24 protein-coding genes are annotated in these 26438 nt (G+C 70.6%); 14 read left to right on the top strand and 10 right to left on the bottom strand.

Going from position 1 to position 26438, the window contains the following annotated elements:
• Window positions 1-167: 167 nt before the first annotated feature.
• The 4 genes from ACYVLJ_RS30915 to ACYVLJ_RS30900 all read right to left on the bottom strand — a co-directional run bounded on the left by ACYVLJ_RS30915 (window position 168) and on the right by ACYVLJ_RS30900 (window position 5113).
• Window positions 168-932, bottom strand: coding sequence for an ABC transporter permease (locus ACYVLJ_RS30915; RefSeq protein WP_451982133.1), 765 nt, complete (start codon window positions 930-932; stop codon window positions 168-170).
• A complete protein-coding gene (locus ACYVLJ_RS30910; protein WP_460441318.1) occupies window positions 929-1843 on the bottom strand; it encodes a P-loop NTPase family protein in 915 nt (304 codons plus the stop codon). The genes ACYVLJ_RS30915 and ACYVLJ_RS30910 overlap by 4 nt, the downstream gene beginning before the upstream one ends.
• 70 nt (window positions 1844-1913) lie before the next feature.
• Window positions 1914-4286, bottom strand: coding sequence for an ATP-dependent RNA helicase (hrpB, locus tag ACYVLJ_RS30905; protein WP_460441317.1), 2373 nt, complete (start codon window positions 4284-4286; stop codon window positions 1914-1916).
• Window positions 4283-5113: a glutamate ABC transporter substrate-binding protein gene (locus ACYVLJ_RS30900; RefSeq protein ID WP_460441316.1), complete on the bottom strand. Its 831-nt coding sequence runs from the start codon at window positions 5111-5113 to the stop codon at window positions 4283-4285. The genes hrpB and ACYVLJ_RS30900 overlap by 4 nt, the downstream gene beginning before the upstream one ends.
• A 67-nt stretch (window positions 5114-5180) precedes the next feature.
• Here ACYVLJ_RS30900 and ACYVLJ_RS30895 point away from each other — a divergent pair, with 67 nt between their 5' ends.
• The 6 genes from ACYVLJ_RS30895 to ACYVLJ_RS30870 all read left to right on the top strand — a co-directional run bounded on the left by ACYVLJ_RS30895 (window position 5181) and on the right by ACYVLJ_RS30870 (window position 8983).
• Window positions 5181-5708 carry a MauE/DoxX family redox-associated membrane protein gene (locus ACYVLJ_RS30895; protein ID WP_460441315.1) on the top strand — a complete coding sequence of 176 codons (528 nt, stop codon included), beginning with the start codon at window positions 5181-5183 and terminating at the stop codon, window positions 5706-5708.
• Window positions 5709-5777: 69 nt separating this feature from the next.
• Complete coding sequence (locus tag ACYVLJ_RS30890; RefSeq protein WP_460441314.1) at window positions 5778-6524, top strand: DsbA family protein; 747 nt, start codon at window positions 5778-5780, stop codon at window positions 6522-6524.
• Window positions 6525-6633: 109 nt separating this feature from the next.
• Window positions 6634-6972, top strand: coding sequence for a hypothetical protein (locus tag ACYVLJ_RS30885; RefSeq protein WP_451982115.1), 339 nt, complete (start codon window positions 6634-6636; stop codon window positions 6970-6972).
• Entirely contained in the window at window positions 6969-8099 is a 1131-nt protein-coding gene (locus ACYVLJ_RS30880) for a C40 family peptidase (protein WP_460441313.1), read from the top strand. The genes ACYVLJ_RS30885 and ACYVLJ_RS30880 overlap by 4 nt, the downstream gene beginning before the upstream one ends.
• 3 nt (window positions 8100-8102) lie before the next feature.
• Entirely contained in the window at window positions 8103-8483 is a 381-nt protein-coding gene (locus ACYVLJ_RS30875; protein WP_460441312.1) for a YbaB/EbfC family DNA-binding protein, read from the top strand.
• 5 nt (window positions 8484-8488) lie between these two features.
• Window positions 8489-8983 carry a YbaB/EbfC family nucleoid-associated protein gene (locus ACYVLJ_RS30870; RefSeq protein WP_460441311.1) on the top strand — a complete coding sequence of 165 codons (495 nt, stop codon included), beginning with the start codon at window positions 8489-8491 and terminating at the stop codon, window positions 8981-8983.
• Here the strand turns inward: ACYVLJ_RS30870 and ACYVLJ_RS30865 are convergent.
• Window positions 8980-9471, bottom strand: coding sequence for a DinB family protein (locus ACYVLJ_RS30865; protein WP_460441310.1), 492 nt, complete (start codon window positions 9469-9471; stop codon window positions 8980-8982). The genes ACYVLJ_RS30870 and ACYVLJ_RS30865 overlap by 4 nt on opposite strands.
• Window positions 9472-9625: 154 nt before the next feature.
• On the opposite strand from ACYVLJ_RS30865, the gene ACYVLJ_RS30860 reads away from it, so the two are divergent.
• Window positions 9626-11452, top strand: a complete 1827-nt coding sequence (locus tag ACYVLJ_RS30860; RefSeq protein ID WP_460441309.1) for a glycoside hydrolase family 3 protein — start codon at window positions 9626-9628, stop codon at window positions 11450-11452.
• Window positions 11453-11481: 29 nt separating this feature from the next.
• Complete coding sequence (locus ACYVLJ_RS30855; RefSeq protein ID WP_460441308.1) at window positions 11482-12750, top strand: RICIN domain-containing protein; 1269 nt, start codon at window positions 11482-11484, stop codon at window positions 12748-12750.
• Here the strand turns inward: ACYVLJ_RS30855 and ACYVLJ_RS30850 are convergent.
• Window positions 12747-13088, bottom strand: coding sequence for a hypothetical protein (locus tag ACYVLJ_RS30850; RefSeq protein ID WP_460441307.1), 342 nt, complete (start codon window positions 13086-13088; stop codon window positions 12747-12749). The two genes, ACYVLJ_RS30855 and ACYVLJ_RS30850, sit on opposite strands and share 4 nt — an antisense overlap.
• Entirely contained in the window at window positions 13085-14323 is a 1239-nt protein-coding gene (locus ACYVLJ_RS30845) for a PepSY-associated TM helix domain-containing protein (protein WP_460441306.1), read from the bottom strand. The genes ACYVLJ_RS30850 and ACYVLJ_RS30845 overlap by 4 nt, the downstream gene beginning before the upstream one ends.
• A gap of 116 nt (window positions 14324-14439) precedes the next feature.
• Between ACYVLJ_RS30845 and ACYVLJ_RS30840 the strand changes: the two genes are divergently transcribed.
• From ACYVLJ_RS30840 to ACYVLJ_RS30815, 6 genes are all read left to right on the top strand, one after another.
• Window positions 14440-15753 (top strand): glycoside hydrolase family 1 protein, encoded by a 1314-nt coding sequence (locus tag ACYVLJ_RS30840; protein ID WP_460441305.1) that lies wholly within the window; start codon window positions 14440-14442, stop codon window positions 15751-15753.
• Between the two features lie 71 nt (window positions 15754-15824).
• Window positions 15825-17009, top strand: a complete 1185-nt coding sequence (locus tag ACYVLJ_RS30835; RefSeq protein ID WP_460441304.1) for a lipid-transfer protein — start codon at window positions 15825-15827, stop codon at window positions 17007-17009.
• An 8-nt stretch (window positions 17010-17017) separates the two neighbouring features.
• A complete protein-coding gene (locus tag ACYVLJ_RS30830; protein WP_460441303.1) occupies window positions 17018-17449 on the top strand; it encodes an SRPBCC family protein in 432 nt (143 codons plus the stop codon).
• Window positions 17446-18276 carry a MaoC/PaaZ C-terminal domain-containing protein gene (locus ACYVLJ_RS30825; protein WP_460441302.1) on the top strand — a complete coding sequence of 277 codons (831 nt, stop codon included), beginning with the start codon at window positions 17446-17448 and terminating at the stop codon, window positions 18274-18276. The genes ACYVLJ_RS30830 and ACYVLJ_RS30825 overlap by 4 nt, the downstream gene beginning before the upstream one ends.
• Window positions 18276-19145, top strand: a complete 870-nt coding sequence (locus ACYVLJ_RS30820; protein ID WP_451982074.1) for an SDR family oxidoreductase — start codon at window positions 18276-18278, stop codon at window positions 19143-19145. The genes ACYVLJ_RS30825 and ACYVLJ_RS30820 overlap by 1 nt, the downstream gene beginning before the upstream one ends.
• Window positions 19142-20320 carry an acyl-CoA dehydrogenase family protein gene (locus ACYVLJ_RS30815; RefSeq protein ID WP_460441301.1) on the top strand — a complete coding sequence of 393 codons (1179 nt, stop codon included), beginning with the start codon at window positions 19142-19144 and terminating at the stop codon, window positions 20318-20320. Before ACYVLJ_RS30820 ends, ACYVLJ_RS30815 begins: the two co-directional genes overlap by 4 nt.
• Before the next feature lie 51 nt (window positions 20321-20371).
• Here ACYVLJ_RS30815 and ACYVLJ_RS30810 read toward each other — a convergent pair whose 3' ends face one another.
• The 3 genes from ACYVLJ_RS30810 to ACYVLJ_RS30800 form a co-directional block, all read right to left on the bottom strand.
• Complete coding sequence (locus tag ACYVLJ_RS30810; RefSeq protein ID WP_451982068.1) at window positions 20372-22858, bottom strand: DNA gyrase/topoisomerase IV subunit A; 2487 nt, start codon at window positions 22856-22858, stop codon at window positions 20372-20374.
• Between the two features lie 27 nt (window positions 22859-22885).
• Window positions 22886-24937 (bottom strand): DNA gyrase/topoisomerase IV subunit B, encoded by a 2052-nt coding sequence (locus ACYVLJ_RS30805; protein WP_451982065.1) that lies wholly within the window; start codon window positions 24935-24937, stop codon window positions 22886-22888.
• A 134-nt stretch (window positions 24938-25071) separates the two neighbouring features.
• Window positions 25072-26406 carry a hypothetical protein gene (locus tag ACYVLJ_RS30800; protein ID WP_460441300.1) on the bottom strand — a complete coding sequence of 445 codons (1335 nt, stop codon included), beginning with the start codon at window positions 26404-26406 and terminating at the stop codon, window positions 25072-25074.
• Window positions 26407-26438: the final 32 nt, after the last annotated feature.

Genomic DNA, 26438 nt, shown 5'->3' with positions numbered 1-26438 from the left:
CGTTCCAACAAAAGGAGTTGCCATGCGCAGTGGATCGATATGGCGCCGTCTTCGACGGTGGCATTGCTGATCGCACGTGCGCCGGCTCCTTTTGTTGGCCTCTTTCGTTGGCCAATGAGGGGGGACCCGTCTGACGACGGGTCCCCCCTTTTTTTTTGGGCCTCGGCTCAGGCGTCCCGGCGGCGCAGCACCGCCGTGCCCACCAGCAGCGCCGCCGCGGCCCAGGCCGCGCAGATCAGCAATCCCACCCCAGGCGCGTACGGCGCCACCGACTGCGTCACCGGATTGGGGTGTCCCGGCTCCACCATCGCGTTCAGCCCCGCGATGCCCGGGAAGTACGGCACCAGCTCCGTCAGCCCCAGCGACCCGACGATCAGCGGCAGCGGCACCAGCAGCACGATCACCGTCACCAGCGTCCCCGCCGCGCTGCGCAGCGCCCAGCCGACGCCCGTGCACAACACCCCCAGCAGCGCGAAGTAGCCGCCCATCCCGATCGCCGTCGTGACGGCCGCCGCGGTGCTCGTCGGCAGGCCGTGGCCGTCCTTCACCGCGCCGGCCAAGGCCGTTGCGGCGCACGACAACGCCACGCCCGCGACGAACAGCACCGGCACCAGCACCGCGGCCTTCGCGAGGACCACCCGGGAGCGGACCGGTGTCCACAGCAGCGTCGAGCGGATGCCGCCGCCCGCGTATTCGCTCGTCACGAACAGCGTCGCGAGGGCGATCACCGCGAACTGGGCCAGGTAGAAGCCGCCGCCCAGGGCGATCGTGTTCGCCGCCTGCGGGTCGTCGCCCACGCGCTGGGCGATGCCGGACAGCGTGCTGTAGCCCAGCATCAGCGCCGCGCCCGCGACCAGCGACCACCACGTCGCCCGGACCGACCAGAACTTCGTCCACTCCGACGCCACCGCGCGGCCGTGCAGCACCGTCATGCCGACACCCCGTACTCCACCGAAGAAGCGGTCAGTTCCAGGTACGCCTGCTCGAGCGACGCCGTCCGCTCGGCCAGCCCGTGCACGCGGATCCCCAGCTCGTGCACCAGATCGCCGACGCGCGTGACGTCGAGGCCGTCCACCACCAGCTCGTCGGGCTCGCCGGGGTGCGTCAACGCGCCTTCGGCTCGCAGCCGGGTATCCAACGCGGCGAGCTCGGCCGGGGCCGGGACGCGCACCGAGACCGTCGTGCGGGAGTTGCCCGCGATGAACTCGGCGACCGGCGCGTCGGCCAGCAGCTTGCCCTTGCCGATGACGATCAGGTGGTCGGCCGTCAGCTGCATCTCGCTCATCAGGTGGCTGGAGACGAACACCGTGCGCCCTTCGGCCGCCAGCGAGCGCATCAGCTGGCGGACCCAGCGGACGCCGTCCGGGTCGAGGCCGTTGACCGGCTCGTCGAACATCAGCACGCCCGGGTCGCCGAGCAGCGCGCCCGCGATGCCGAGCCGCTGGCCCATGCCGAGCGAGAACTGCCCGGCCCGCTTGCCCGCGACGTCCGAAAGTCCCACGGTGGCCAGGACTTCTTCGACGCGGCTGGTCGCGATCCCGTTGCTGCGCGCCATCGCCGTGAGGTGCTTCCCGGCGCTGCGGCCCGGGTGCAGGGCCTTGGCGTCGAGCAGCGCGCCGACTTCGCGCAGCGGGTGCCGCAGTTCGGCGTACCGCTTCCCGCCGACCAGGACTTCGCCCTCCTGCGGGTGGTCGAGCCCGACGGTCATCCGCATGGTCGTCGACTTCCCGGCCCCGTTCGGCCCGAGGAACCCGGTCACCTGACCCGCCCCGACGTCGCACGTGAGCGCGTCGACCACGGTCTTTTCCCCGTAGCGCTTGGTCAATCCCCTGAGTGTGATCATGGGTCGAAGTCTGCGGTTCCCGGCCGGCCCGGGGCATCGGACGACGGTCGCGGACCGCCCCCGACTTTCGTCAGGTCCGCCGCCGGGCGTGCCGGGTCGGGACGGCCGTGGCGGGGTCCTCCGGCCAGGGGTGCTTCGGGTACCGGCCGCGCAGGTCGGCGCGCACCGCGGGGTAGCCGCTGGTCCAGAACGACTCGAGGTCGGCGGTGATCGCGGCCGGGCGGCCGGCGGGGGAGAGCAGGTGCAGCACCACCGGGACGCCGGCGAGCGTGGGCGTCGCGGTCCAGCCGAAGGTCTCCTGGAGTTTCACGGCGAGCACCGGCTGGTCACCGCGGTAGTCGACGCGGATGTGCGACCCCGACGGCACCTCGAGACGGTCCGGGGCCAGGTCGTCCAGCTTCGCCGCTTCCGGCCAGGGGAGGAGGGCCTTCAACGCCGTGCCCGCGTCGATGTTCGCGAGATCCGCCTTGCGCCGGGCGCCGGAGAGGTCGAGCCAGCTGTCCACATCGGACAGCAGGGTGGCGTCGTCGACCGCGGGCCACGGCTCGCCGACGACGCGGTGCAGGAACGCCATCCGCTCACGCAGCCGCGTCGCGTCCTGGCTCCACTTCAGCAGGCCGAGGCCGGTCTCGCGGAGCCCGGTCACGAGGGCGTCGTGGACGTCGGCGTGCTGCAACGGCTTCGACGACAGCGTGATCGCGCCGACCTTCCGGACGCGCCGGGCGACGACGTCGCCGTCCCAGGTCACTTCGTCCACTTCGGACACCCCGGCGACGCGGACGGCGAGTTTTTCGTCGGCGGCCGCCGCGAGCCGGATGGTCCCGTGCACGCGGCCGGGGTCCCGGGTCGCTTCGGCGACGGCCAGCCACTCGGCGTCGAGCCCGCTGCCGGGCGGGAGTTCGGCCGCGGTGCCGCCGGCCATGAGGTAGACGGGCGCGCCGCCGGGACGTCGCCGCGCGAGCCGCTCGGGGTGCGCGAGCCCGACGACCAGCGCCGCATCCGGTTTCCCCTCGCCGGTGACGAGCTTCGAAAGCCGCTGGGCTTCGCGCTTCCAGCGGCGCGCCGGCTCGTCGGACGCGGACCGCAGGCGGCGCAGTTCGGCGTCGACGTCCGTCAGCGTGGCGCCGGCGTCCAGCAGCGCCACGACTTCGGCCGCGTTGCGGGCGCCGACCTCCGAGGCGCCGTCCAGCAGCGCGCGGGCCAGCCGCGGGTGCAGCCCCAGCTCCGCCATCCGGCGCCCGCGTCCGGTGACCACGCCGTCGGCGGTCGCGCCCAGCGTGGCCAGCAGCGCGCGGCCCGCCGCCAGCGCGCCCTCGCCCGGCGGGTCCCACCAGGCCAGCCCGCTCCCGTCGGGCGTCGACCAGCACGCCAGCTCCAACGCCAGCCGGGCCAGCTCGGCCGTGCGGATCTCCGGCTCGGGGTAAGCGGGGAGCAGTGACTGCTCGTTCTCCGCCCAGCAGCGATACGCCCGCCCCGGCCCTTCACGGCCCGCGCGACCGGACCGCTGCGTCGCGACCGCCGCCGAGACACGCACGGTCGCCAGGCCGGGCAGCCCGCGCCGGTGGTCGACCCGCGGGACGCGCGCCAGCCCGGAGTCGACGACCGCGCGCACGCCCGGCACGGTCAGGCTCGACTCCGCGACCGCCGTCGCCAGCACGACCCGACGCTTGTCGCGTGGCCGCATGGCGTCGTCCTGGTGCGCCGCCGAGAGCCGCCCGTGCAGCGGCAGGACGTCCACATCGGACATCCGCAGCAGCGCAGACGTCCGCGCGATCTCACCCGCGCCGGGGAGGAAGGCGAGCACGTCACCGTCCCCTGCGGACAGCGCGGTCCGCACGGCTCGCGCCACACAGGCCTCGATGCGCTCACCGCGCGCGGGCGGGACGTAGGAAAACGCGACCGGATACGTCGGCGCCGTGGCCGTGATCACCGGGGCGTCCCCCAGCAGCGTGGCCAGGCGGCCCGCGGCGACCGTCGCCGACGTCGCCAAGAGCCGCAGGTCGTCGCGCAGCCCCGCGCGGACGTCCAGGAGCAACGCCAGCAGCAGGTCCGCGTCCAGGTGGCGCTCGTGGCACTCGTCGAGCAGGACCGTCGACACGCCGGGCAGCTCGGGATCGCCCTGCACGCGCCGCACCAGCAGCCCCGACGTCACGACCTCGATGCGCGTCCGCGAAGACACCTTCCGGTCGCCGCGCACGGCGTAACCGACCGTTTCGCCGACCGGTTCGCCCAGGATCGCGGCCATCCGCGCCGCCGCGGCCCGGGCGGCCAGCCGGCGCGGCTCGGCGACGACCACGCGGCCCGTTCCGGCAGCCAGCGCGAGCGGCACCAGCGTCGTCTTCCCCGTCCCGGGCGGTGCGACGAGCACCGCGGTGCCGTGCGCGTCCAGCGCCGAAAGGAGGTCCGGCAGGACGGCTCGGACGGGCAGGTCGGGCAGCTTCACTTCTCGGTGACCTCGGGCGGCGCGGGCAGCTGGTAACCGGACGGCCCGATGTTCGCGTTGAGCGAGCGCAGCCATTCCCCGGACGAGATCATCTTCCGGATCGCGTCGTCGACCGCGTTGACGCCCTGGGTGTCGCCCTTGCGCAGGCCGACGCCGTAGTTCTCCTTCGAGAACGGCTTCCCGACGACCTTCAGCAGCTCCGGGTCCCGCGCGACGTACCCGGCGAGAATCACCCCATCGGTGGTCACGGCGTCGATCTGGCCGGCGAGCAACGCCGTCACGCAGTCCGGGTAGCGCGGGTACTCGACCAGCTGCACGGCCTGGGCGAACTTGTCCTTCACCTGCTGCGCCGGCGTCGAGCCGGTGACCGAGCACAGCCGCCGCCCGTTGAGCGTCTCCGGGCCCGTGATGTCCGGTGACGTGCGCCGCACCAGCAGGTCCTGCCCGGTCGTGAAGTACGGCCCGGCGAACGACACCAGCTGCTTGCGCTTGTCGGTGATCGAGTACGTCGCGACGACCAGGTCGACCGCGCCGGAGGTGAGGTCCGTTTCGCGCGTCGCCGACGTCGTCTCACGCCACGTGATGTCCTTCGCGGCGACGCCCAGTTCCGATGCGACGAAAGTCGCGACGTCGACGTCGAAACCCACGAACCGGCCGTCGACGGTGTGCTCGGACAGCCCCGGCGCGTCGAACCGGATGCCGATGGTCAGGTGATCCGTGGCACTGGCCCGGGTCACCAGCGAGTCGGTCGGCGAGACCTTCCCCGGTCCGCACGCCGACGCCGTGACCAGCAGCAACGCCGAAGCGAGGAGCGCGCGAAACCGCATCCAGCCGCTCCCTCCGCCGCTGCCGTGCCCTCACGTGGTTCTCAGGTCCTCCCGTTAGCCTAAGTGCGTGGTGCGACCGTCCCAACCCGTACTGGACGCCGTCGGCACGCTCGCCCGGATCGGGCTGGCGGCCGTCTGGCTCGTTTCCGGTGCGCTGAAACTGGCGGATCCCGGGCAGACGTTGATCGCCGTCAAGGCTTATGACGTGCTCCCGGACGCACTCGCCAACGTGGTGGCCATCGCGCTGCCGCTCGTCGAACTCGCGCTCGGTCTGTTCCTGCTCGCGGGCCTGGTGACCCGGTGGGTCGCGGGCGCCGCGCTGGTGCTGCTCGTCTTGCTCGTCGCCGGGATCGCCCAGTCGTGGGCGCGCGGGCTGAGCATCGACTGCGGGTGCTTCGGCGGCGGCGGGCAGGTGGCGGCGGGACAGACCGAGTACCCGCAGGAGATCCTCCGCGACTCCGGTTTCGCGCTGCTGGCCGTCTGGCTGCTGGCGCGGCCGCGCACCTGGCTGTCGCTCGACGGCTGGCTGGCGCGGGGTCGCGGGAACTCCACCGAGCCCGGGCACGACTACTCGGGTATCGCGGAAGGGAACTGATACACAGTGGGTGGAGCACAGCGGACCGCTCGGAAGCGCCGGCAGGCCTCGCAGGCCGGCGGAGTGAAAGTGGTGGCCGACGCCCGGGCCGTCGCCGCCGAAAAGCGGAAGTGGATCGTCTGGGCCGTGGCCACGTTCGTCGTGGTCCTGCTGATCGCCGGCGGCGTGATCTGGACGATCGCGGACAAGAACAAGACCGAGGGCCAGGTGATCAACCCCGGCGCGCCCACGAGCTCGCTGACCTCGGACGTCACGCAGAAGCGCGACGGCGTCGTCGTCACCGTCGGCAAGCCGGGCGCGAAGGCCTCGATCGACGTCTACGCCGACTTCCTCTGCCCGATCTGCGGCCAGTTCGAGAAGACCTACAAGACCGACGTCGAGCAGGCGATCAACGACGGCAAGCTGCAGGTGCGCTACCACATGGTGCCGCTGCTCAACGAGCGGTCGGACCCGCCGGGCTACTCCCTCGACTCGGCGAACGCGGCGCTCGCGGCGGCCGACGCCGGCAAGTTCCTCCAGTTCCACGACGCGCTGTTCGCGAACCAGCCCGAGGAGGGCAAGCGCGGCTACGACAAGGCGCAGCTGATCGAGCTCGGCAAGAACGTCGGGATCACCGACCCGAAGTTCGCCCAGACGGTCAACGCCGGCACGTACGACGAGCAGGTCAACGCGGCCTTCCAGCAGATCGAGAAGGACCCGAAGCTGGCGCAGGACTTCGGCAACGGGCAGAGCGGGTTCGGCACGCCGACCGTGACGTCGAACGGCGCGATCGTCAACTGGCAGGACCCGGGCTGGCTCGCGAAGGTCACCGGCTGAGTCCGGCAATTCGCCCACCCGGGCACGGACCGTGGACTAGGCTGAGTCCCTGAGCAGGGGAACCGGGGGTGACGTGGGGACGTCCCACCTCCGGTGACAGGGAGGGCCAGTGGACGGTTCGCAGCAGGGGTTTCACGTCGATGACGGCGCGTACGCGCGGTATGCGCGCGAGGTCGACCCGCTCGGCGAAGACGTCAAGAGCGCGGCCGACCAGCACGTCGGCCCGCACGTGACGCTCGGCGGCCACGGCTTCTCCGAGGTGGGCGGCGAGTCCGGCTTCTCCGGCGCCTACAGCGGCCGGATGCGCGCGCTGCAGGAGAAGATGCACCGCGTCGGCGGCGGCTGGCGGCAGGTCGGCGAAGCCGCCCGGCAGACCGACCGCAACTACTCGGCCGTCGAGGCCGAGCACGGCGACGTCGTCCGCAGGCTCGGGCAGGACCTCGCGTGACCGAGCACGCCGACCTGCTCGTCCGGCACGGCCTGGACACCACGAACCAGTTCGCGCAGAAGCTCCGCCACGACCCGGCCGCCATCAGCGGGGCGCGGGACGCGCACGTCGCGCTGCGGACGTCCGTGGGCCGCACCCGCGACCACGCCGCCGACCAGCGCGTGAACCTGGCCTCCGCCAGCTCGGGTTCGACGACCGACCGTGCCACCGCGACGTCGCAGAGCCTCGAGAAGGAGGTCCAGGACCTCCTCGACGAGAGCGCCGAAATCGAAAAGGCCGTCGCCGAAGCGGCCGAGACCCTGCACGTCGGCGAGATCAAGAACGACCAGGTGCGCGACCGGATCATCAAGGAGATCTCGGCGTCGATGAAGGCGCTGGCGGCGGTCAAGTCGATCCAGCCGCCGGAGAGCCGCGCCGCCGCGTCGCGCGACGTCCTGATGAAGCTGCAGGCGAAGATCAGCCAGCTCACCGGCCAGGCCGCGACCTTCACCGAGCAGACGATCAACCAGCTCACCGACATCGGCACCCGCCTCGGCGGCGGCGAGCAGTCGACGTCCGCGAGCAGCGCGTCCGCCACGACGAACGTGCCATCGTCGTTCAACAGCAACAGCGGGCACTCCGGCGGCGGCTCGGGAGGCGGCTCCGGCGGGGGAGGCGGCGGCGGTGGCGGGGGCGGCGGCACCGTGCACAAGCCGCGGCTGCCGGTCGCGATCCCGCCGCAGCCCGGCTCGGGCGTCGCGATCAACCTGCCCGGCGGCAAGCAGGTCATGGCGCCGAACGAGACCGCGGCCAAGGCCGTGCGCAACGCGCTTTCGCAGCTCGGCGTGCCGTACGTCTGGGGCGGGACGGCACGCGGCCAGGGCCTCGACTGCAGCGGCCTGACCATGACGTCCTACCAGGACGCCGGCCTGCAGCTGCCGCGGACGGCGGCCCAGCAGACGGTCGGCGCCGAGGTGCCTTCGATCGACCAGCTGCTGCCCGGCGACCTGGTCGTCTGGTCCGGGCACGTGGCCATGGTGATCGGCGACGGCCAGATGATCGAAGCCGGTGACCCGGTGCAGATCAGCAAGATCCGCACCACGAACGCGGGTCAGTCGTTCATCGGCTTCTACCGCCCGACGGGATAGAACATGGTTGAACTCGACATGGAGCTGGCCGCGGCGCGGATCGCCGAGCAGGCGGATCGCGCGGGCGCGGAGGCAGGCGCGCGCTTCGCCCGTTCGGGCCCGGTGGTGGGCAAGGCGTCGTCCGCCGACGACGCCATCGAGGTGCAGGTGGCGCCGGGCGGGTTGCTCACGAGCGTGACGATCCACCGCTCGGCGTTGCGGCACGGGTCGTCCGTGGTCGCCGACCAGATCCTCGAGCTGGCGCAGCGCGCGACCCGCCGCGCGGGCGACCGGATGTACCACGCGCTGGCGCCGGTGCTCGAGCCCGGGCAGCTGGAAACCCTGGGCTACGAACCGATTCCGGACGACGACCCGGACGCCGACACCTACTCGTACGGAAGGTGAGCGCGGTGGTCACGACCCGCCAGCTGATCGCCGAAGCGCGAGCCCGCGAAGAGGCGATGGCCCGCGTCGAGGAGCTCCTCGCGTCGGCTTCCGGTACGGCGCACGACATCGACGGCCAGGTGGAGGCGACGGTCGACGCCCGCGGCAAGCTGCTGCGGCTGTGGCTGGCGCCGTCGGCGGTCAACCTCGGCGACCGCCTGGGCCCGCTGGTGGTGGAGATCGCCCAGGCGGCCATGCGCGAGGCGACGCAGGACGGCTACAACAAGGTCGCCCTGCTGCTGGGCGAAGACATGACGGCCATGATCGAGCAGATGACGGGCCTGCCGGCCCCGGCCCGCGCCGAGGACGACGACCCGGGCATGACGGTGGAGGAGTTCCAGCGGCAGCGGGCCGAGCGCCTGGGCGAGGCGCCTTCGCCTGCGCCCTCGCCGGTGAGCGTCGAGGACGAGGACGACTACTGGGCGTCCTTCGACCCGGCCTCGCTGCGCTCGGACCGCTAAGCCAGCTGGGCCGTGGAGTTGGCCCCGTCCAACGACTCCCGGATGAGGTCCGCGTGGCCCGCGTGCTGGGCCGTCTCGTGGATCAGGTGCAGCACGATCCGGCGGGCCGACCAGAACCGGGGCTCCGGGGGTGACCACGGCGTCGTCGGCAGCCGGACCGAAACGTCCAGTGAGGGCAGGGAAGCGACGTACTCGTCGGTCTCGGCCGCGGCCATCGAGTAGGCCGACAGCCAGTGCGAGAGCGTCTCGCTCATCGAGTACTGCGCCGTGTCCAGCATCCCCTCCGGCAGGGAGCCGTCGCCGGTGCGCAGGATCCGCAGCCACAGGCGTTCGCCCGTGGCGAGGTGGCGGATCAGGCCACCCAGGGTCAGCTCGCTGACCGTCGTGCGCTTGGCCGCTTCGGCGTCCGAAATGTCCCGGACCGGGATCAGCAGGCGCTTCCGGACTTCGGCGAGGAGCTCGAGCAGGTCTTCGTGTTCGCGAGTCATGGTGGAACCGTAGAACCAAAATAGGTCAGTTCCTGACCGGAATCCACAATCCCGCTGAGCGGCACCCGAGTTCGGTCAGAGGTCTGGACCAACGTCGAAATGCTGTGTCTTAATTCAAGGCGTGAATTTCGGTCTCTCGACGAGGAGGACCCGGATGGGTCTCGGACGCAGGCTGGGCATCGGCGCACTCGCCGTCGGGCTGCTGCTGGCCTCGGAAACCCCCGCGCTCGCCGGGAACGGCCCGGCCTACAAGGACTCCTGGCGGCCGGTCAAGGTCCGGGTCGCCGACCTGCTGTCGCGGATGACCCTCGACGACAAGCTCGGCCAGATGATGCAGGCCGAACGCCTCGGCGTGAAGTCACCCCAAGACGTCACCACCGGGCGGCTCGGTTCGCTGCTCTCCGGCGGTAGCTCGCAGCCGACGCCGAACACCCCGGTCACCTGGGCCGACATGTACGACGGCTTCCAGAAGGCCGCCCTCGCGACGCCGCTGGGCATCCCGCTCATCTACGGCGTCGACGCCGTCCACGGGCACAACGGCCTCTACGGCGCGACCGTCTACCCGCACAACATCGGCCTCGGCGCGACGCGCGACCCGCGGCTGGTGCAGAAGATCGGCCGCGCCACCGCGGAAGAGGTCTCCGGCACCGGCATCGACTGGGACTTCGCGCCCTGCCTGTGCGTCGCCCGCAACGACCGCTGGGGCCGCACCTACGAGTCGTTCGGGGAGGTCCCGCAGCTGGCCACCGAGATGACGTCGATCATCACCGGCCTGCAGGGGGCGAAGCTGGACCAGCCGGGCTCGATCATGGCCACGGCCAAGCACTACGTCGGTGACGGCGGCACGACCGGCGGCGTCAACGAAGGCAACACGGAGATCAGCGAGCAGGAGCTGCGCCGGATCCACCTGCCGCCGTTCAAGGCCGCCGTCCAGCGCGGGGTCGGCTCGGTGATGATCAGCTACAGCAGCTGGAACAGCGTCAAGATGCACGCGAACGCGTACCTGATCAACGACGTCCTCAAGAAGGAACTGGGCTTCACGGGCATCGTCGTCTCGGACTACAACGGCGTCGACAAGATCGACGGCAAGACCGGGTTCACACCCGAAGAGGTCGAAGCCTCGATCAACGCCGGCATCGACATGGTGATGGTGCCCTACGAGTGGCAGAAGTTCATCGACACGCTGCGCACGCTGGTGCAGCAGGGCCGGGTGCCGATGTCCCGGATCGACGACGCGAACAAGCGCATCCTCACCAAGAAGTTCGAACTCGGCCTGTTCGAGCACCCGCTGACCGACCGCCGGTTCCTGAGCACCATCGGCAGCGCGCAGCACCGCGACCTGGCGCGTCAGGCCGTCCGCGAATCGCAGGTGCTGCTGAAGAACGACAACCACGTGCTGCCGCTTTCCCGGCACGAGAAGATCTTCGTGGCCGGCAAGAGCGCGGACGACATCGGCAACCAGTCCGGCGGCTGGACCGTCGGCTGGCAGGGCACCAGCGGCGCGGTCATCCCCGGCACCACGATCCTGCAGGGCATCGAGAGCACGTCGTCGAAGGTGACCTACGCCAAGGACGGCACCGGGATCGACCGGAGCTACGACGTCGCCGTCGCGGTCGTGGGGGAGACGCCGTACGCGGAAAGCAAGGGCGACCGTCCACAAGGGATGGGCCTGGACGCCACCGACCTCGCCACGCTGCAGAAGCTGAAGGACTCCGGCGTGCCGACCGTGGTCGTGCTGGTGTCCGGTCGGCCGCTGGACATCGCGGCGCAGCTGCCGGACTGGGCCGGGCTCGTCGAGTCCTGGCTGCCGGGCAGCGAAGGACAGGGCGTGGCCGACGTCCTCTTCGGTGACTACAACCCCACCGGCAAGCTGCCGGTGACCTGGATGCGCAGCGCCGACCAGCAGCCCATCAACGTCGGCGACGGCAAACCGGCGCTGTTCCCCTTCGGCTACGGCCTGCGCTACTCGCGCCACTGGTGACCCCCGTCCCCCACCGGAAGGAACCCGCGATGTCCCGCCGTCCCCTGATCAGAGTATTGGCGTTCTTCGCCGCCTGCCTGGGCTTGAGCCTGGGCGCCCCGGCGGTCCAGGCCGCGACGCCGTTCAAGGTGCTCGCCTTCTACAGCGGCACCTACGACGCCGCGCACATCAGCTTCGAGAAGGAAGCCAACGTCTGGTTCGCCCAGCAGGCCGCCGCCAACGGCTACACCTACTCGTCGACGACCGACTGGAACCGGCTCACCTCCCTCACCAAGTCGACCGCCGACGTCGTGATGTTCTTCGACGACCAGCCGCAGTCGGCCGCGCAGTTCCAGGGCTTCCAGACCTACATGCAGAACGGCGGCGGGTTCTTCGGCTTCCACGTCACCGCGTACAACGACAGCTCGACGCCCTCGTACGCCAACTGGTTCCACAACGACTTCCTCGGCACCGGCCGGTTCACGTCGAACACGTGGGGCCCGACCCCGGAGACGCTGAAGATCGAGAACCGCACGCACCCGTCGACGGTCAACCTGCCGGCGACGATCAAGTCGTCGACGTCGGAGTGGTACGCCTGGCAGAACGACCTGCGCCAGAACCCGAACATCTCGATCCTGGCGTCGATGGACCAGTCCACCTTCCCGATCGGCACCGACCCGAACCAGACCTGGTACAGCGGGTACTACCCGATCGCGTGGACGAACAAGAACTTCAAGATGATCTACGCCAACTTCGGCCACAACGCGATGAACTACGACACGAACACCGCGCTGTCGTCGACGTTCGAGAGCGCCGACCAGAACCGGTTCGTGCTCGACGGCCTGAAGTGGCTCGGCGGCGGTTCCACCACACCGACCGACCCGGGCACGATCGACCCGTCGGCCTGGTACGCCGTGACGAGCAAGGCGTCCGGCAAGTGCGTCGACGCGCGCGCCGCGGGCAGCACCAACGGCACGGTGATCCAGCAGTACGCCTGCAACGGCACCACGGCGCAGCAGTTCCGGTTCGCCCCGACGAGCGGCGGCTACGACCGGATCGACAACCGCACCAACCCGGCCGAGGTCATCGACGTCACCGACGTCTCCACGGCCGACAACGCCGGCCTGCAGCTGTGGTCCTACAGCGGCGGGAACAACCAGCAGTGGCAGCCGGTGTCGGAGGGCGGCGGGTACTACCACTTCGTCGTCCGCCACACCGGCAAGTGCCTGACCGTGCCGGGCTCGTCCACCGCGGACAGCGTCCAGCTGGTCCAGGCGACCTGCACCGGCAGCGCCGCTCAGTCGTTCAAGGTCGCCTAGCGCGCCGTCGTCCTGATCCGCACGACCAGGACGGCGAGCGTCAGGAGGAGCATGGCCAGGAGGGCGCCCGCGGACCGCGTGGTTCCGCGGGCGCCCCACGCCGTCCCGGCGGGCAGGACCACCAGCGACGTCGCCAGGTAGGCCCAGTGCGTCGCGGGTTCCGCCGGGTGGTCGCTCACCGCACCCGTGATGGCCTGTGCCAGCAGCGCGAGTTCGATCAGCACGGCCAGTGGGCGCCACCGCGGCCAGCGGTAGCGCCCGGCTGCCGTCACGACGAGGGCCGTGAGCCCGGACAGCAGGCAGACGACCGTCGTCGCGAACGCCAGCGGCTCGATCACGCCCGGTTCGCCTTGCGGCGACGGCGTTTCGTGCCCAGGCGGTAGAGCCACGTCGACACGCCCGTGAGCATCAGGGCCAGCGGCGTCAGGCCGAGCACGACCCAGGCGAGCCGCCACCACCCGTCGACCAGCCAGCCGAAGTGCGCGGCCTCGAACACCTTGCTGTAGAACCGGTTCGCCGCCGGCTCCGCCTTGGCGTCCACAGAGGACACGTGCGTGGCGTCGTGGCTGTCGACGTACACCGTGCGGTCGCCGCCGAAGAACGCGCGGGCGCCGTAGGGCCGGTAGCCGTCGTCGGCGATCGACACCGTGTAGTAGTCCGTGCCTTCGGCCGGCGGGACGAGGTAGCGGACGGTCCCGGGCGACGCGGCCAGCGCGGCGGCCGACGCCTGGTCGATGCCGATCACGGGCGTGCCGGGCGCGGCCGGGTTCGCCGTGAAGCTGTACTTCGCCTCATCGGGCGCCGAGCCGCCGGTGAGCGCCAGCCACGCGTTTTCCACCGGCGGCAGGTAGAACGCGGCGCCCGTGACGCCCCACATCAGCACGAACGGCACCGAGACGACGCCGATCACGTTGTGCAGGTCGTAGTCGCGCGCGAAGCGGCCCTTGCCGAGCCGCACGCGAAAGCCGTGCGAGAACCTCTTGACCCCGGGCCACCACACGACGATCCCGGTGATCGCCAGCAGGACCATCAACAGCCCGAGCACCACCAGGACCGCCTCGCCCCAGTTCGCCTCGGGCAGCGGTGACGGGGCGGCGAGCCAGGAGACGTAGCCCGGGTCGGTCGCGCAGGTGAAGGCGCAGTCGTGCAGGTTGGTCAGCCAGCCCATGACGCCGTCCGTGAGCTTCTGCGGGCCGGTGATCCGCCCGCTGCCGGGGTCGACCGCGTACGCCTCGGTGTAGCCGGCGTCGCCGACCGCGATGATGCCGCCGTCGTTGCTCACCCAGGCCGCGGAGAACTCCGGGCGGGCCTGCTTGACGAGGTCGCGGGCCTGCTGCAGCCCGATCGGGTGGGTGCTCTCGGTGTGCGCGTAGAAGTCCGCGTGCGTCGCGCGGAAGTACTCGGCGCGGTAGAGCAGGACCACGCCGGCGGTGGTCTCGAGGACCAGCAGCAGCCCGAGCACCAGCGACGTCCACCGGTGCGTCACGACCAAGGCGCGGCGCACCGGTTTCCGGCGCCGCCGCCGGGGTCTCGGCGGATCGGCCCTGGTCAGCGCGGGTGCTTCGGCGGTCATGGCGGTCCCCTCACTCGGTCAAGATCGAAGTGAGGTTAGCCTTGCTTAACAAAAATGTCTTCCGTCCATCGGGGGATGTGCGGCGGGTCACCGCACCCCTAACATGAAGTTCCTTCATGAACGGGGGTGCCATGCGGCGCGGTGCGGTCTTCGTGGTCTGGGCGCTCCTCGCGGGTCTGGTGACCCCGGCGGCGGCCGCCGTCCAGCCGTTCTTCTGGGGCGTCGCGACGTCCGGCTACCAGTCGGAGGGCTCGGCGCCCGACAGCAACTGGCGCCGCTACGAACAGGCGAAGACGGCGTCGATCAAGGAGCCCTACCGCGACGCCGTCGACTTCCGGCACCACTACGCCGAGGACATCGACCGCGCGAAGCAGCTCGGCGTGAACGTGTTCCGGTTCAGTGTCGAGTGGGCCCGGATCGAGCCCCGGCCCGGTCAGGTGGATCAGGCCGAGCTGGCGTACTACGACGACGTCGTCCGGCACGTCGTGGACGCGGGCATGCGGCCGATGATCACCCTCGACCACTGGGTCTACCCGGGCTGGGTCGCCGACCAGGGCGGCTGGGACAGCGACCGCACGGTCGACGCCTGGCTCGCCAACGCCCGCCGCGTCGTCGAGCGCTACAAGGGCCTCGGCGCGATCTGGATCACGATCAACGAGCCGACCGTCTACCTGCAGAACGAGACCACCAACGGCGGGCTCGCCGGCTGGAAGCTGCCGTGGGCGCAGGCGCGGCTGGTGACGGTGCACCGCGCGGCCTACGACCTGATCCACCAGCTGGACCCGGGTGCGCTCGTGTCCAGCAACACCGCGTACATCCCGGCTGTCCAGGGCGTGCTCGACGCGTCGTTCCTCGACCGCGTGCGCGACAAGCTCGACTTCGCCGGCCTGGACTACTACTACGGCGCGAGCCTCGACAACCTCAGCGCGATCCACGCGGCCAGTGGCGAGTTCTGGAAGGTGACGCCGCAGCCGGACGGCATCTACTACGCGCTGCGGTACTACGCGCGGAAGTTCCCGAACCTGCCGCTGTACGTCGTCGAGAACGGCATGCCGACCGACAACGGCAACGCGCGCCCGGACGGCTACACGCGCTCGGACCACCTGCGCGACCACATCTACTGGGTGCAGCGCGCGAAGGCCGACGGCATGAACGTCATCGGCTACAACTACTGGAGTCTCACCGACAACTACGAGTGGGGCAGCTACCAGCCACGGTTCGGACTGTACACAGTGGACGCCGCGACCGACCCGGCGCTGACGCGGCGGCCGACCGACGCCGTCGCGACGTACCGGCAGCTGATCGACGGCCACGGCGTCCCGGCGGGGTTCACGCCGGTGCGGCCACCGGGCTTCTGCTCGGTCGTCGACGGCCTCGGCAGTTGCCTCGACCCGGCGCGCTACCCGGGTCCGGTGGCTCCGCTGGGCTGATTTTCCGCCGTTGACCTGCGGGTCGGCGGTCCGGTCTTGATAAATACATGCCGGTCTGTATGTTTGTTGCCATGACGAACAAGGTGTACGTCGTCGGCGTCGGGATGACGAAGTTCGAGAAGCCGGGCCGGCGTGCGGACTGGGACTACCCGCAGATGGCCCGCGAGTCCGGGACCAGGGCCCTGGCCGACGCCGGCGTCGCCTACGACGCCGTCCAGCAGGCCTACGTCGGCTACGTCTACGGCGAGTCGACGTCCGGTCAGCGCGCGGTCTACGAGCTGGGGATGACCGGGATCCCGGTGGTCAACGTCAACAACAACTGCTCGACCGGCTCGACCGCGCTGTACCTCGCCGCCGAAGCGGTCCGCGGCGGCCGCGCGGACTGCGTGCTGGCGCTGGGCTTCGAGAAGATGAAGCCGGGCTCGCTCGGGTCGACGTTCGACGACCGCGAACAGCCCATGGGCAACCACATGCAGGCGCTCGCCGAGATCTCGGAGGTGCTGTTCCCGCCCGCGCCGTGGATGTTCGGTGCGGCCGGGCGTGAGCACATGAAGCAGTACGGGACGACCGCCGAGCACTTCGCGAAGATCGGCGAGAAGAACCACCGGCACTCGGTGAACAACCCGTACGCGCAGTTCCAGGACGTCTACTCGCTCGAGGACGTCCTGGCGTCGCGGATGATCTACGACCCGTTGACCAAGTTGCAGTGCTCGCCGACGTCGGACGGCTCCGGCGCGGCGATCCTCGCGAGCGAGTCCTTTGTGGAGTCCCACGACCTGGCGGGGCGCGCGGTCGAGATCGTCGGCCAGGCCTTGACCACCGACTTCCGCAGCACGTTCGACGGCAGCGCCAAGAACATCGTCGGCTACGACATGACCCGGCAGGCCGCCCGCCAGGTGTACGACCAGGCCGGGCTCGGGCCGGCGGACTTCCAGGTCGTCGAGCTGCACGACTGCTTCTCCGCCAACGAGCTGCTGACGTACGAAGCGCTCGGCCTCTGCGAAGAAGGCGAAGGCGGGGCGCTCGTCGACGCCGGCGACACCACGTACGGCGGCCGATGGGTCGTCAACCCGTCCGGCGGCCTCATCTCCAAGGGCCATCCGCTCGGCGCGACCGGGCTCGCCCAGTGCGCCGAACTGACGTGGCAGCTGCGCGGCGACGCCGAAAAGCGGCAGGTCGAGCACGTCCAGGCCGCGTTGCAGCACAACATCGGACTCGGTGGCGCCGCCGTCGTCACCGCCTACCAGCGAGCTTAGGAGACACCATGGGCCAGATCAGCGCGTCCGTCGAACTGCCCGCCCCGCCGGACAAGGTGTGGGCGGAGTTCAGCAACCCGAACAACTTCGAGAAGTGGCTGACCATCCACACCAAGTGGAAGGGCGAGGTCCCGGCCGAGTTCTCGCAGGGCTCGCGGGTGTCCGAGGTCGTCACGATGCTCGGGATGGCGAACACGATCACCTGGACCGTCGACGCCTACGAAGCCCCGCACCGGCTCGTCATCTCCGGCACCGGCATGGCCGGGGTGAAGGTCGAGTTCTCGCTTTCGGTGGCGGCGGCCGGCGAGGGGTCGGCCGCCACCATCGACGCCGCGTTCACCGGCCAGATGATCGTCGGCGCGCTCGGCAAGGCCGTCGAAAAGGACGGCAAGAAGAACCTCGACGAGTCCCTCGAGAAGTTCAAGGCGCTGGTCGCATGAAGTTCGACCCGGCCGGGCTGGACAAGTGGACCTCGCCGGTTTCGTTCGACGTCACGCGCGAGCGGATCGCCGAATACGCGGCCGCCACGAACGACCCGATCCCGGCCCACCGCGCCGGCGACGTCGCGAGCCCGGTGTTCGCGATCGTGCCGGTGTTCCAGTCCCTGCTGGAGCCGGCCCTGGAAGTGGTGCCGACGGCGCTGTTCGGCCGGGTGCTGCACGGCGAGCAGGACTTCCGGTTCCACCGCCCGATCCGGCCCGGCGACGCCCTGGTGTCCCGCGCGAAGATGACCGGCTACGAGGGCCTGCCGAAGGGCACCCGCGCGACCGTCTACCTCGAATGCCGCGGCTCGGATGGCGAGCTGGTCAACGAGCAGTACGTGACGTTCTTCGTCCGGGGCTTCGACACCGGCGAGACGCGCGGTTCGCTCGGGCCGCCGCACCGGTTCGACGACGCGCTGCGGGCGCGGGCGCCGGTGGCGAAGGTCAGCCAGCACGTCGACGACGACCAGACGTTCCGCTACGGCCCGGCCGCCGGCGACCCGATGCCGATCCACCTCGACGAGGAGGTCGCGAAGGAAGCCGGGCTGCCGGGGATCATCGCGCACGGGCTCTGCACGATGGCGTTCACGTCGTGGGCGGTGCTCACCGAGGTCGCCGGGTCCGATGTGGACAGACTGCGCCGGCTGGCCGTGCGGTTCGCCGCGCCGGTGCTGCCGGGCCAGGACCTCTCGACGTCGATCTGGGCGTCGGGTCCTTCTTCCTATGCCTTCGAAACCACGGTGGGAGACACGGTCGTGCTCAAAGACGGACTTGCGGAGCTGTGATGGGTGCACTCGACGGGCGCGTCGCGCTGGTCACCGGCGCGGGCCGGGGGATCGGACGGGAACACGCGCTGCTGTTCGCTCGCGAAGGCGCTTCGGTCGTCGTCAACGACCTGGGCGGGGACAACGACGGGAGTGGTTCGGACGCCGGGCCCGCCGCTTCGGTCGCCGAGGAAATCCGGGCGCTCGGCGGCTCGGCGGTGGCCAACACGTCGAGCGTGACGTCGTGGCAGGGCGCGTCCGAGCTGGTCGAGCAGGCCGTGACCGAGTTCGGGCGGCTGGACGTCGTGGTCAACAACGCGGGCATCCTGCGGGACGCGTTCGTCGCGAGCATCACCGAAGAGCAGTGGGACGCGGTGATCGCGGTGCACCTCAAGGGGCACGCGGCAGTGCTGCACCACGCGGCGGCGTACTGGAAGTCGGCGTCGAAGGCCGGCTCGCCGGTCGCGGCGTCGGTGATCAACACGGCGTCGGCGTCCGGGGTGACCCTGCCGAACGCGGGCCAGGTCAACTACGGCGCGGCCAAGGCGGGCATCGCGGCGATGACGCTGGTCGCGGCGGCCGAGCTGGAACGCTACGGCGTGCGCGTCAACGCGATCGCGCCGATCGCCCGCACCCGGCTGACGCTGGCGACCCCCGGCATGGGCGCGATCTTCGCCGCGCCGGTGGCGGAAGGCGAGTTCGACGCGTTCTCGCCGGCGAACATCTCCCCGCTGGTGGCCTACCTGGCCACGGAGAAGTGCCCGCTCACCGGGAAGGTGTTCGCGGTCCAGGGCGGCGCGATCTCGGAGCTGGCGGGCTGGCACGACGTCAAGGTGATCGAGACGGACGGGCCCTGGGCGATCGACGACATCGCGGCGAGGCTGCCGTGATCGAGTGGTCCGAGACGGATCTGCTGATCCGCGATTCGATCCGGGAGTTCATCGCCAAGGAGATCCGGCCGCACCTGGACGAGCTGGAGAGCGGCGTGCTGCCGCCGTACGACATCATCCGGAAGCTGTTCGCCGCCTTCGGACTGGACGCGCTCGCGCGGGAGTCGGTCTCGAAGCTGCTTTCCGGTTCGTCCGGCTCTTCCGCACCGAAGATGGGCGGGCAGGAAACCCTGGCGTTGGTCGCGGTCAGCGAGCTGGCCGGGGTGAGCCTGGGCATCGTCGCTTCCCTCGGCGTCTCGCTGGGCCTGACGGCCGCGACGATCCTGTCCAAGGGTTCCGCCGAACAGAAGCAGCGCTGGCTGCCGGAACTGGCGACGTTCGAGAAGGTCGGCGCGTGGGCGATCACCGAGCCGGACTCGGGCTCGGACGCGTTCGGCGGCATGCAGACTTCCGTGCGGCGCGACGGTGACTCGTACGTGCTGAACGGCCGGAAGACGTTCATCACCAACGGCCCGCACGCGGACGTCGTGGTGGTGTACGCGAAGCTGGACGACGGTTCGCCGGTGCGGGACCGGCCGGTGCTGACGTTCGTGCTGGACCGCGGCATGCCGGGGTTCGTGCAGGGCAAGCCGTTCAAGAAGATGGGCATGATGTCCTCGCCGACGGGCGAACTCTTCTTCGACGACGTCCGCCTGGGCCCGGATCGCCTGCTGTCTTCGTCGGGTTCGGAGAGCGCCCGCGAGAGCTTCGCGGCGGAGCGTGTGGGCGTGGCGGCGCTGTCGCTCGGGATCATCAACGAGTGCCAGCGGCTGTGCGTCGCGTACGCGAAGTCGCGGAAGTTGTGGGGCCAGGAAATCGGCCGGTTCCAGCTGATCCAGCTCAAGCTGGCGAAGATGGAGGTCGCGCGGCTCAACGTCCAGAACATGGTGTTCCAGACGGTGGCCAAGCTCCGCGCGGGCAAACGGCCTTCCTTGGCCGAGGCTTCGGCGATGAAGCTGTACTCCTCCGAAGCGGCGACGGAGGTCGCCATGGAGGCGGTCCAGCTCTTCGGCGGCAACGGCTACATGGCCGAGTACCGGGTGGAACAACTGGCCCGGGACGCGAAGTCGCTGATGATCTACGCCGGCAGCAACGAGATCCAGGTGACGCACATCGCCAAGGCACTCCTGGCCTGACCCCGTCGTGCGTGTTCAGGGCGGTTCCAGCCGCCCTGAACACGCACGACGTCAGTCGCGCTCGATGAGGTGGCCCACCACGTCCGGGCCCGGGTGGGCGTGGCCCGAGCCGTCGCGGCGGACGTCGATCTCCGGGAGCTCCACCGGGTCGCCGTTCTTCGCCGAGCCCGCCGGGCGGGGGCCGATCCACGCCACGCGCAGGGACGTTTCGCCCTTCAGGAACCGTTGCGCCCGGACACCGCCCGTCGCGCGGCCCTTGGCCGGGTACTCGCTGAACGGCGTCACCTTCACGCTCTGCCCGGTCGCGGTGATGACCAGGGGCTCGCCGTGTTCGTCGTCGTCCGTGCGGACCGCGCCGAAGAAGACCGCCGACGCGTCCGCGCCCAGGTTGATGCCCGCCATGCCGCCGCCCTTGAGGCCCTGCGGGCGGACCAGCGAAGCCGCGTACTTCAGCAGGGACGCGTCGGAAGACAGGAACGCCAGCGTTTCCGAGCCGTCCGTCAGCCAGGTCGCGCCGACGACCTCGTCGCCGTCCTTCAGCGTGATCACTTCGAACTCGTCCGAGCGGACCGGCCACTCCGGCGAGCACACCTTCACGACGCCCGCTCGCGTGCCGAGGGCCAGGCCGGGCGAACCCGCCGCCTGCTCGCCCAGGGGCGCGATGCCGATGACCGTCTCGCCCTTCTCCAACGGGACCAGCTCGCGCGCCGCCATGCCGCCGCGCAGCGAGACCGTGCCCGCCTGCTCCGGGAGCACCGGCAACGGCAGCACGTCCGTCTTGAACGCCCGGCCGCGGCTCGTCACCAGCAGCACCTGGCCGCGCGCCGTCGTGTGGACCACCGCCGAGACGGCGTCGTGCTTCACGCGGCCGTTGCGGCGGCGCGTCTCCGTCGACTCCTCGGACTCCGCCGCGGTGCGGGCCACCAGGCCGGTCGCCGACAGGATCACCTGGCACGGGTCGTCCGCGACCTCGAGGGGCCCGGACGGCTTGGACGCGGCCAGGACCTCCTTCAGGTCACCGTCGATCAGCGAGGTGCGGCGCTCGGTCGAGAAGTCCTTCGCGATCTTCGCCAGCTCCGACGACACGAGCTTCTTCAGCACCGACTCGTCGTCCAGGATCTTGGTCAGCTCGGCGATCTCGTCGCGCAGCCTGTCCTGCTCCGATTCCAGCTCGAGCCGGTCGTACTTGGTGAGCCGGCGCAGGGGGGTGTCGAGGATGTAGGTCGCCTGGATCTCCGACAGCTTGAAGCGCGACATCAGGCCGTCCTTGGCGGCCTGCGCGTTCTCGCTCTCGCGGATGAGCTTGATGACCTTGTCGATGTTCAGCAGCGCGATCAGCAGGCCGTCGACCAGGTGCAGCCGCTCTTCGCGCTTGCGGCGCCGGTACTTCGTGCGCCGCGTGACGACGTCGTAGCGGTGCCGCAGGAAGACCTCGAGGAGTTCCTTCAACCCCAGCGTCTGCGGCTGGCCGTCGACGAGCACCAGGTTGTTGATGCCGAACGACTGCTCCAGCGGCGTCAGCCGGTACAGGTCCGCCAGCAGCGCCTGCGGGTTGACGCCGACCTTGCACTCGATGACCAGCCGCGTGCCGTTCTCGCGGTCGGTCAGGTCCTTGACGTCGGCGATGCCGGTGAGCCGCTTGGACTTGTTGACCTCGTCGGTGATCTTCTCGATCACCTTCTCCGGCCCGACGCCGTAGGGCAGTTCGGTGACGGTGATCGCCTGCCGGCCGCGGCTGCCTTCGAGCGGCCCGGTCTCGCAGTTCGCGCGCATCCGGACCACGCCGCGGCCGGTCTCGTACGCGCGGCGCACCTCGTCCAGGCCCAGCAGGCTGCCGCCGGTCGGCAGGTCGGGGCCCGGCACGAACTCCATCAGCTTGTCGAGCGTCGCGGTCGGGTGCGTGATCAGCCACCGCGCCGCCGCGACGACCTCGCCGAGGTTGTGCGGGATCATGTTCGTCGCCATCCCGACCGCGATCCCGGACGTGCCGTTGACCAGCAGGTTCGGGAACGCCGCGGGCAGCACGGACGGCTCCTCGAGCGAGCCGTCGTAGTTCGGCCGGAAGTCGACGGTGTCCTCGCCGAGCTCGCCGACCAGTTGCATCGCCTCGGGCGACATCCGCGCCTCGGTGTACCGCGAAGCGGCCGGGCCGTCGTCGGGCGAACCGAAGTTGCCGTGGCCGTCGATCAGCGGGACGTTCAGCGAGAAGTCCTGGGCCAGCCGCACCATCGCGTCGTAGATCGCGACGTCACCGTGCGGGTGGTACTTGCCCATCACGTCGCCGACCACGCGCGACGACTTCACGTACGCGTGCGTCGGGCGGTAGCCGTTCTCGTTCATCGAGTACAGGATCCGGCGGTGCACCGGCTTCAGCCCGTCCCGCGCGTCCGGCAGGGCGCGCGAGTGGATGACCGAGTACGCGTACTCCAGGTAGCTGTCTTCGATCTCGGTCTTCAGCGAGTTGTCGAAGACGTTCGCACCGGGGGAGTCGAACGCGCTGGGATCGACCTTGGTGGTGGTGCCCTTGCGGCGTGCCACGGCAGAACTCCTTGGTAGCTGCGAAATTTAAGCGTCGATGGCTTCGCGGTCGATCCGGTCCGAAGAGGCGACCAGCCAGTTCCGCCGGGGCTCGACCTTCTCGCCCATCAGCAGTTCCAGCGCGCCTTCGGCGGCTTCGACGTCGTCCATGGTGATCCGGCGGACCGAGCGGGTGGCCGGGTTCATCGTGGTCTCCCACAGCTCGTCGGCGTCCATCTCGCCGAGACCCTTGAACCGCGGCACCGGGGTGACGATGTTCTTGCCCGCCCGCTCCAGCTCGGCGAACTTCGTCTCCATCTCCTGCTGCGTGTACGTGAAGTGCGTCTCCGGGTTGCGGCCCTTCGTGACGAGCTTGTGCAGCGGCGGCATCGCCGCGTACAGCCGGCCGTCCTCGATCACCGGGCGCATGTACTTCGCGAACAGCGTGATCAGCAGGGTCCGGATGTGCGAGCCGTCGACGTCCGCGTCCGCCATCAGGATCACGCGGCCGTAGCGCATGGTCGTCAGGTCGAACGTCCGGCCGGTGCCGGCGCCCAGGACCTGCACGATCGACGCGATCTCGGCGTTCTTCAGCGTGTCGCCGAGCGACGCCTTCTGGACGTTCAGGATCTTGCCCCGCAGCGGCAGCAGTGCCTGGTACTCCGACACGCGCGCCATCCGCGCCGAACCCAGCGCGCTGTCACCCTCGACCAGGAACAGTTCGCTGCGCGAGACGCCGGTGGTGCGGCAGTCGACCAGCTTCGGCGGCATCGCCGCGCCTTCGAGGGCGGTCTTGCGCCGGGCCGCGTCCTTCTGCTGCTTCTGGGTGAGCCGCACGCGCGCGGCGTCGACCACCTTCTGCAGCACGACCTTGGCCTCGGACTTCGTCTTGCGGTCCTCGGTCCAGGCCTTGACGTGCTTGTCGACGATGCCCTGGATGACCCGGGTGATGCCGGCCGTGGACAGCTCGTCCTTCGTCTGCGACGTGAACTGCGGCTCCGGCAGCCGGACGTGCACGACGGCCGTCATGCCCTCGAGCACGTCCTCGGTCGTCGGCATGTCCTCCTTGGGCTTGAGCAGCCCGCGGGTCTTGGAGATGGCCTCCTGCAGCGACTTCGTCAGCGCGCGGTCGAACCCGCGGCGGTGCGTGCCGCCGTGCAGGTTGCGGATCGTGTTGGTGAAGCACTCGACCGTGCGCTCGTAGCCGGTGCCCCAGCGCAGCGCCACCTCGACCTCGGCGCGACGCTCCACATTGGACTGCATGACGCCGTTGGCGTCCGCCGCGTTCTCCTTGTACGTGCCTTCGCCGGTGATCAGCAGCGTGCCGCAGACCGGCTTTTCCCCCGACGGGGTCAGGAAGTCGACCATGTCGACGAGGCCGCGCGGGAAGTGGAAGGTCTCTTCGTTGATGGTGTCTTCGATCGCGGTGCGCAATACGTACGTGACGCCCGGGACGAGGAACGCGGTGTTGCGCAGCTTGGCCCGCACGCCCTCGACGTCCAGCACCGCGCCGGTCTCGAAGTAGCGCGAGTCGTACCAGTAGCGGATCGACGTGCCGGACCGCTCGCCGCGCTTCATCTTGCCGACGAGGTTCAGCCCGGACCGGCGGGTGAACTTCGCCTTCGGGCCGGGCGCGTCGAAGGTGCCGGGGACGCCGTGCTTGAACGACATCTGGTGGACCTTGCCGTCCTGCTTCACCGTGACGTCGAAGCGGTGCGACAGCGCGTTGACGGCCGAAGCGCCGACGCCGTGGAGGCCGCCGGAGGTCTTGTAGCCGGAGCCGCCGAACTTGCCGCCGGCGTGCAGGCGGGTCAGGACCAGCTCGACGCCGGACAAACCGGACTTGGCGTGGGTGCCGGTGGGGATGCCGCGGCCGTCGTCGTCCACCTGGACGCTGCCGTCGGCGTGGAGCGTGACGACGACCTTCGTCGCGTGGCCGGCGACACCCTCGTCCGTCGAGTTGTCCACCACCTCGGAGAAGAGGTGGTTGATGCCGCGGCTGTCGGTGGAGCCGATGTACATCCCGGGGCGTTTGCGGACGGCCTCGAGACCCTCGAGATGCGTCAGGTCGTCGGCCCCGTACAAGGTCTCGGCAGTCACAGGGTCGTTCTCCCGGATCGTGGCTCGCGAAAGTGCTGGTGGTGGTGCGGACTCGGCCTGCACCGTACTGCAGGATATCCGCCCACCCCGACAAGTTCCGCGCGCTCCGCCCCCGGTGTGGCGGAAAGCGCCCCCTACTTGGGGTCGTAGCCCAGGTCGGGCCACAGGCCCAGCAGGGCTTCGATCTTCCGCGGGACCTGGAAGCTGTTCCGGAAGTTCGGCTTCTCGCCGATCGCGGCGAGCCCCTTGCGGAGGTCGCCGAACACCGGCTTCGCGGCCGTCTCCCGCGTCAGGAGGTAGCAGTACGTGCGGCGGGGGTAGGCGAACTCGTCGGTGTACGCGTGCAGGACGAGCCCGGGGGCCTCGATCTGCGACCCGACCAGGGCGCGGCCCTGCTTCTGGCTGTAGACGCGGATCACGTGCACGCCCGGGCGGAGCGTGCGCGGCGGGTCCTGGCCCTGGCCGTCGTCGGCCCAGAACAGCTCCACCCGGAAGGGTGCTTCGCCGTTCTCGCCGGGGTGCGTGTGCTCGCGGGCCAGCTCCTCGAGCCGGTACTCGGCCTCGGCCGACGGCTCGCCGCCTTCGACGAGGCTGACGAGGTACAGCTCGGCCGGGCGCGGCCAGTTCGGGCGGGGAACTTCGGGGGCTTCGGTGGCTTCCGGCTCGGCTGCCGCCGCAACCGGTTCCGTGACCGCGGGGGTCTCGGCGGCGGGAGCCGTGGTCTCGGTGGCCGGGGGCTCGGTCACCGCCGGGCGCACCTCGGCGGCGGGCGGCTCCGGCGCCACGGGCTGAGCCGGGCGGACCGGCGACGGTGCCGGGGCCGCGGGCCGGACCGGGGACGGTGGGGGCGGCGGGGTCGCGGGCCGCACCGGGGTCGCGGGCCGGGTCGTGACGACCGGGCGGGCCGGCGGTGTCGCGGCGCGGGCCGGGGTGGCGGGGCGCGGCGTGGTGACCGGTTTGCCGGCGCCGTACTGCTCCAGGAGCGGCTCCAGGTCGCCCGCCGTGAGCGCGGGGCCCGCGAGGTCGCACCACTCGAGCCAGGCCTCCTGGGCCTCCTCGACGGTGAGCCGCTCGGTGGTGACCGTCACGGCTTCGAACAGCTGGCGGGGGCCCGCGGCGGTGACGTCGGCCGAGCCGGCGACCACGAACGACGGGTCGTCCTCGGCGATCACCAGCTTCGCGTTGAGCCCGCGCAGCGAGTGCACGATCACCCCCGCCTTCACCCAGTGCAGCAGGGCGTGCGGGCTCGTGGTGCCGGCCAGCACCGTGTCGAGGCTCGCGTCCGTGATCAGCGTGTCGCCCGGTTGCAAGGGCAACAACGCCGCCGCGCCGGGACCCACGTGACCGAAGGCGGCCACCAGGTTCCTGCGCGGGGCGAGCAGGGGGGTGATCGAGGCCCAGATGTCGCGGCCCGTGAGGAGTCGTACCGAACGTTCTGCCAGACCCAGCCGAGCGAGCTCCGCGTCCATGCCCCTGACCTTACTTGGTGCCCCCTACGGCT

The organism is Amycolatopsis stemonae, from assembly GCF_054781455.1.
The sequence above is the reverse complement of the archived record's forward strand: the minus strand, read 5'-3'. Positions and strand labels throughout refer to the sequence as shown.

Excerpts from the sequence above, each read along its gene's own strand:
- ACYVLJ_RS30845 (WP_460441306.1), bottom strand. The coding sequence starts at position 14,323 with ATGACCGCCGAAGCACCCGCGCTGACCAGGGCCGATCCGCCGAGACCC.
- ACYVLJ_RS30835 (WP_460441304.1), top strand. The coding sequence starts at position 15,825 with ATGACGAACAAGGTGTACGTCGTCGGCGTCGGGATGACGAAGTTCGAG.
- ACYVLJ_RS30820 (WP_451982074.1), top strand. The coding sequence starts at position 18,276 with ATGGGTGCACTCGACGGGCGCGTCGCGCTGGTCACCGGCGCGGGCCGG.
- ACYVLJ_RS30855 (WP_460441308.1), top strand. The coding sequence starts at position 11,482 with ATGTCCCGCCGTCCCCTGATCAGAGTATTGGCGTTCTTCGCCGCCTGC.
- ACYVLJ_RS30830 (WP_460441303.1), top strand. The coding sequence starts at position 17,018 with ATGGGCCAGATCAGCGCGTCCGTCGAACTGCCCGCCCCGCCGGACAAG.
- ACYVLJ_RS30825 (WP_460441302.1), top strand. The coding sequence starts at position 17,446 with ATGAAGTTCGACCCGGCCGGGCTGGACAAGTGGACCTCGCCGGTTTCG.
- ACYVLJ_RS30840 (WP_460441305.1), top strand. The coding sequence starts at position 14,440 with ATGAACGGGGGTGCCATGCGGCGCGGTGCGGTCTTCGTGGTCTGGGCG.
- ACYVLJ_RS30860 (WP_460441309.1), top strand. The coding sequence starts at position 9,626 with ATGGGTCTCGGACGCAGGCTGGGCATCGGCGCACTCGCCGTCGGGCTG.
- ACYVLJ_RS30865 (WP_460441310.1), bottom strand. The coding sequence starts at position 9,471 with ATGACTCGCGAACACGAAGACCTGCTCGAGCTCCTCGCCGAAGTCCGG.
- ACYVLJ_RS30900 (WP_460441316.1), bottom strand. The coding sequence starts at position 5,113 with ATGCGGTTTCGCGCGCTCCTCGCTTCGGCGTTGCTGCTGGTCACGGCG.
- ACYVLJ_RS30875 (WP_460441312.1), top strand. The coding sequence starts at position 8,103 with ATGGTTGAACTCGACATGGAGCTGGCCGCGGCGCGGATCGCCGAGCAG.
- ACYVLJ_RS30910 (WP_460441318.1), bottom strand. The coding sequence starts at position 1,843 with ATGATCACACTCAGGGGATTGACCAAGCGCTACGGGGAAAAGACCGTG.
- ACYVLJ_RS30800 (WP_460441300.1), bottom strand. The coding sequence starts at position 26,406 with ATGGACGCGGAGCTCGCTCGGCTGGGTCTGGCAGAACGTTCGGTACGA.
- ACYVLJ_RS30915 (WP_451982133.1), bottom strand. The coding sequence starts at position 932 with ATGACGGTGCTGCACGGCCGCGCGGTGGCGTCGGAGTGGACGAAGTTC.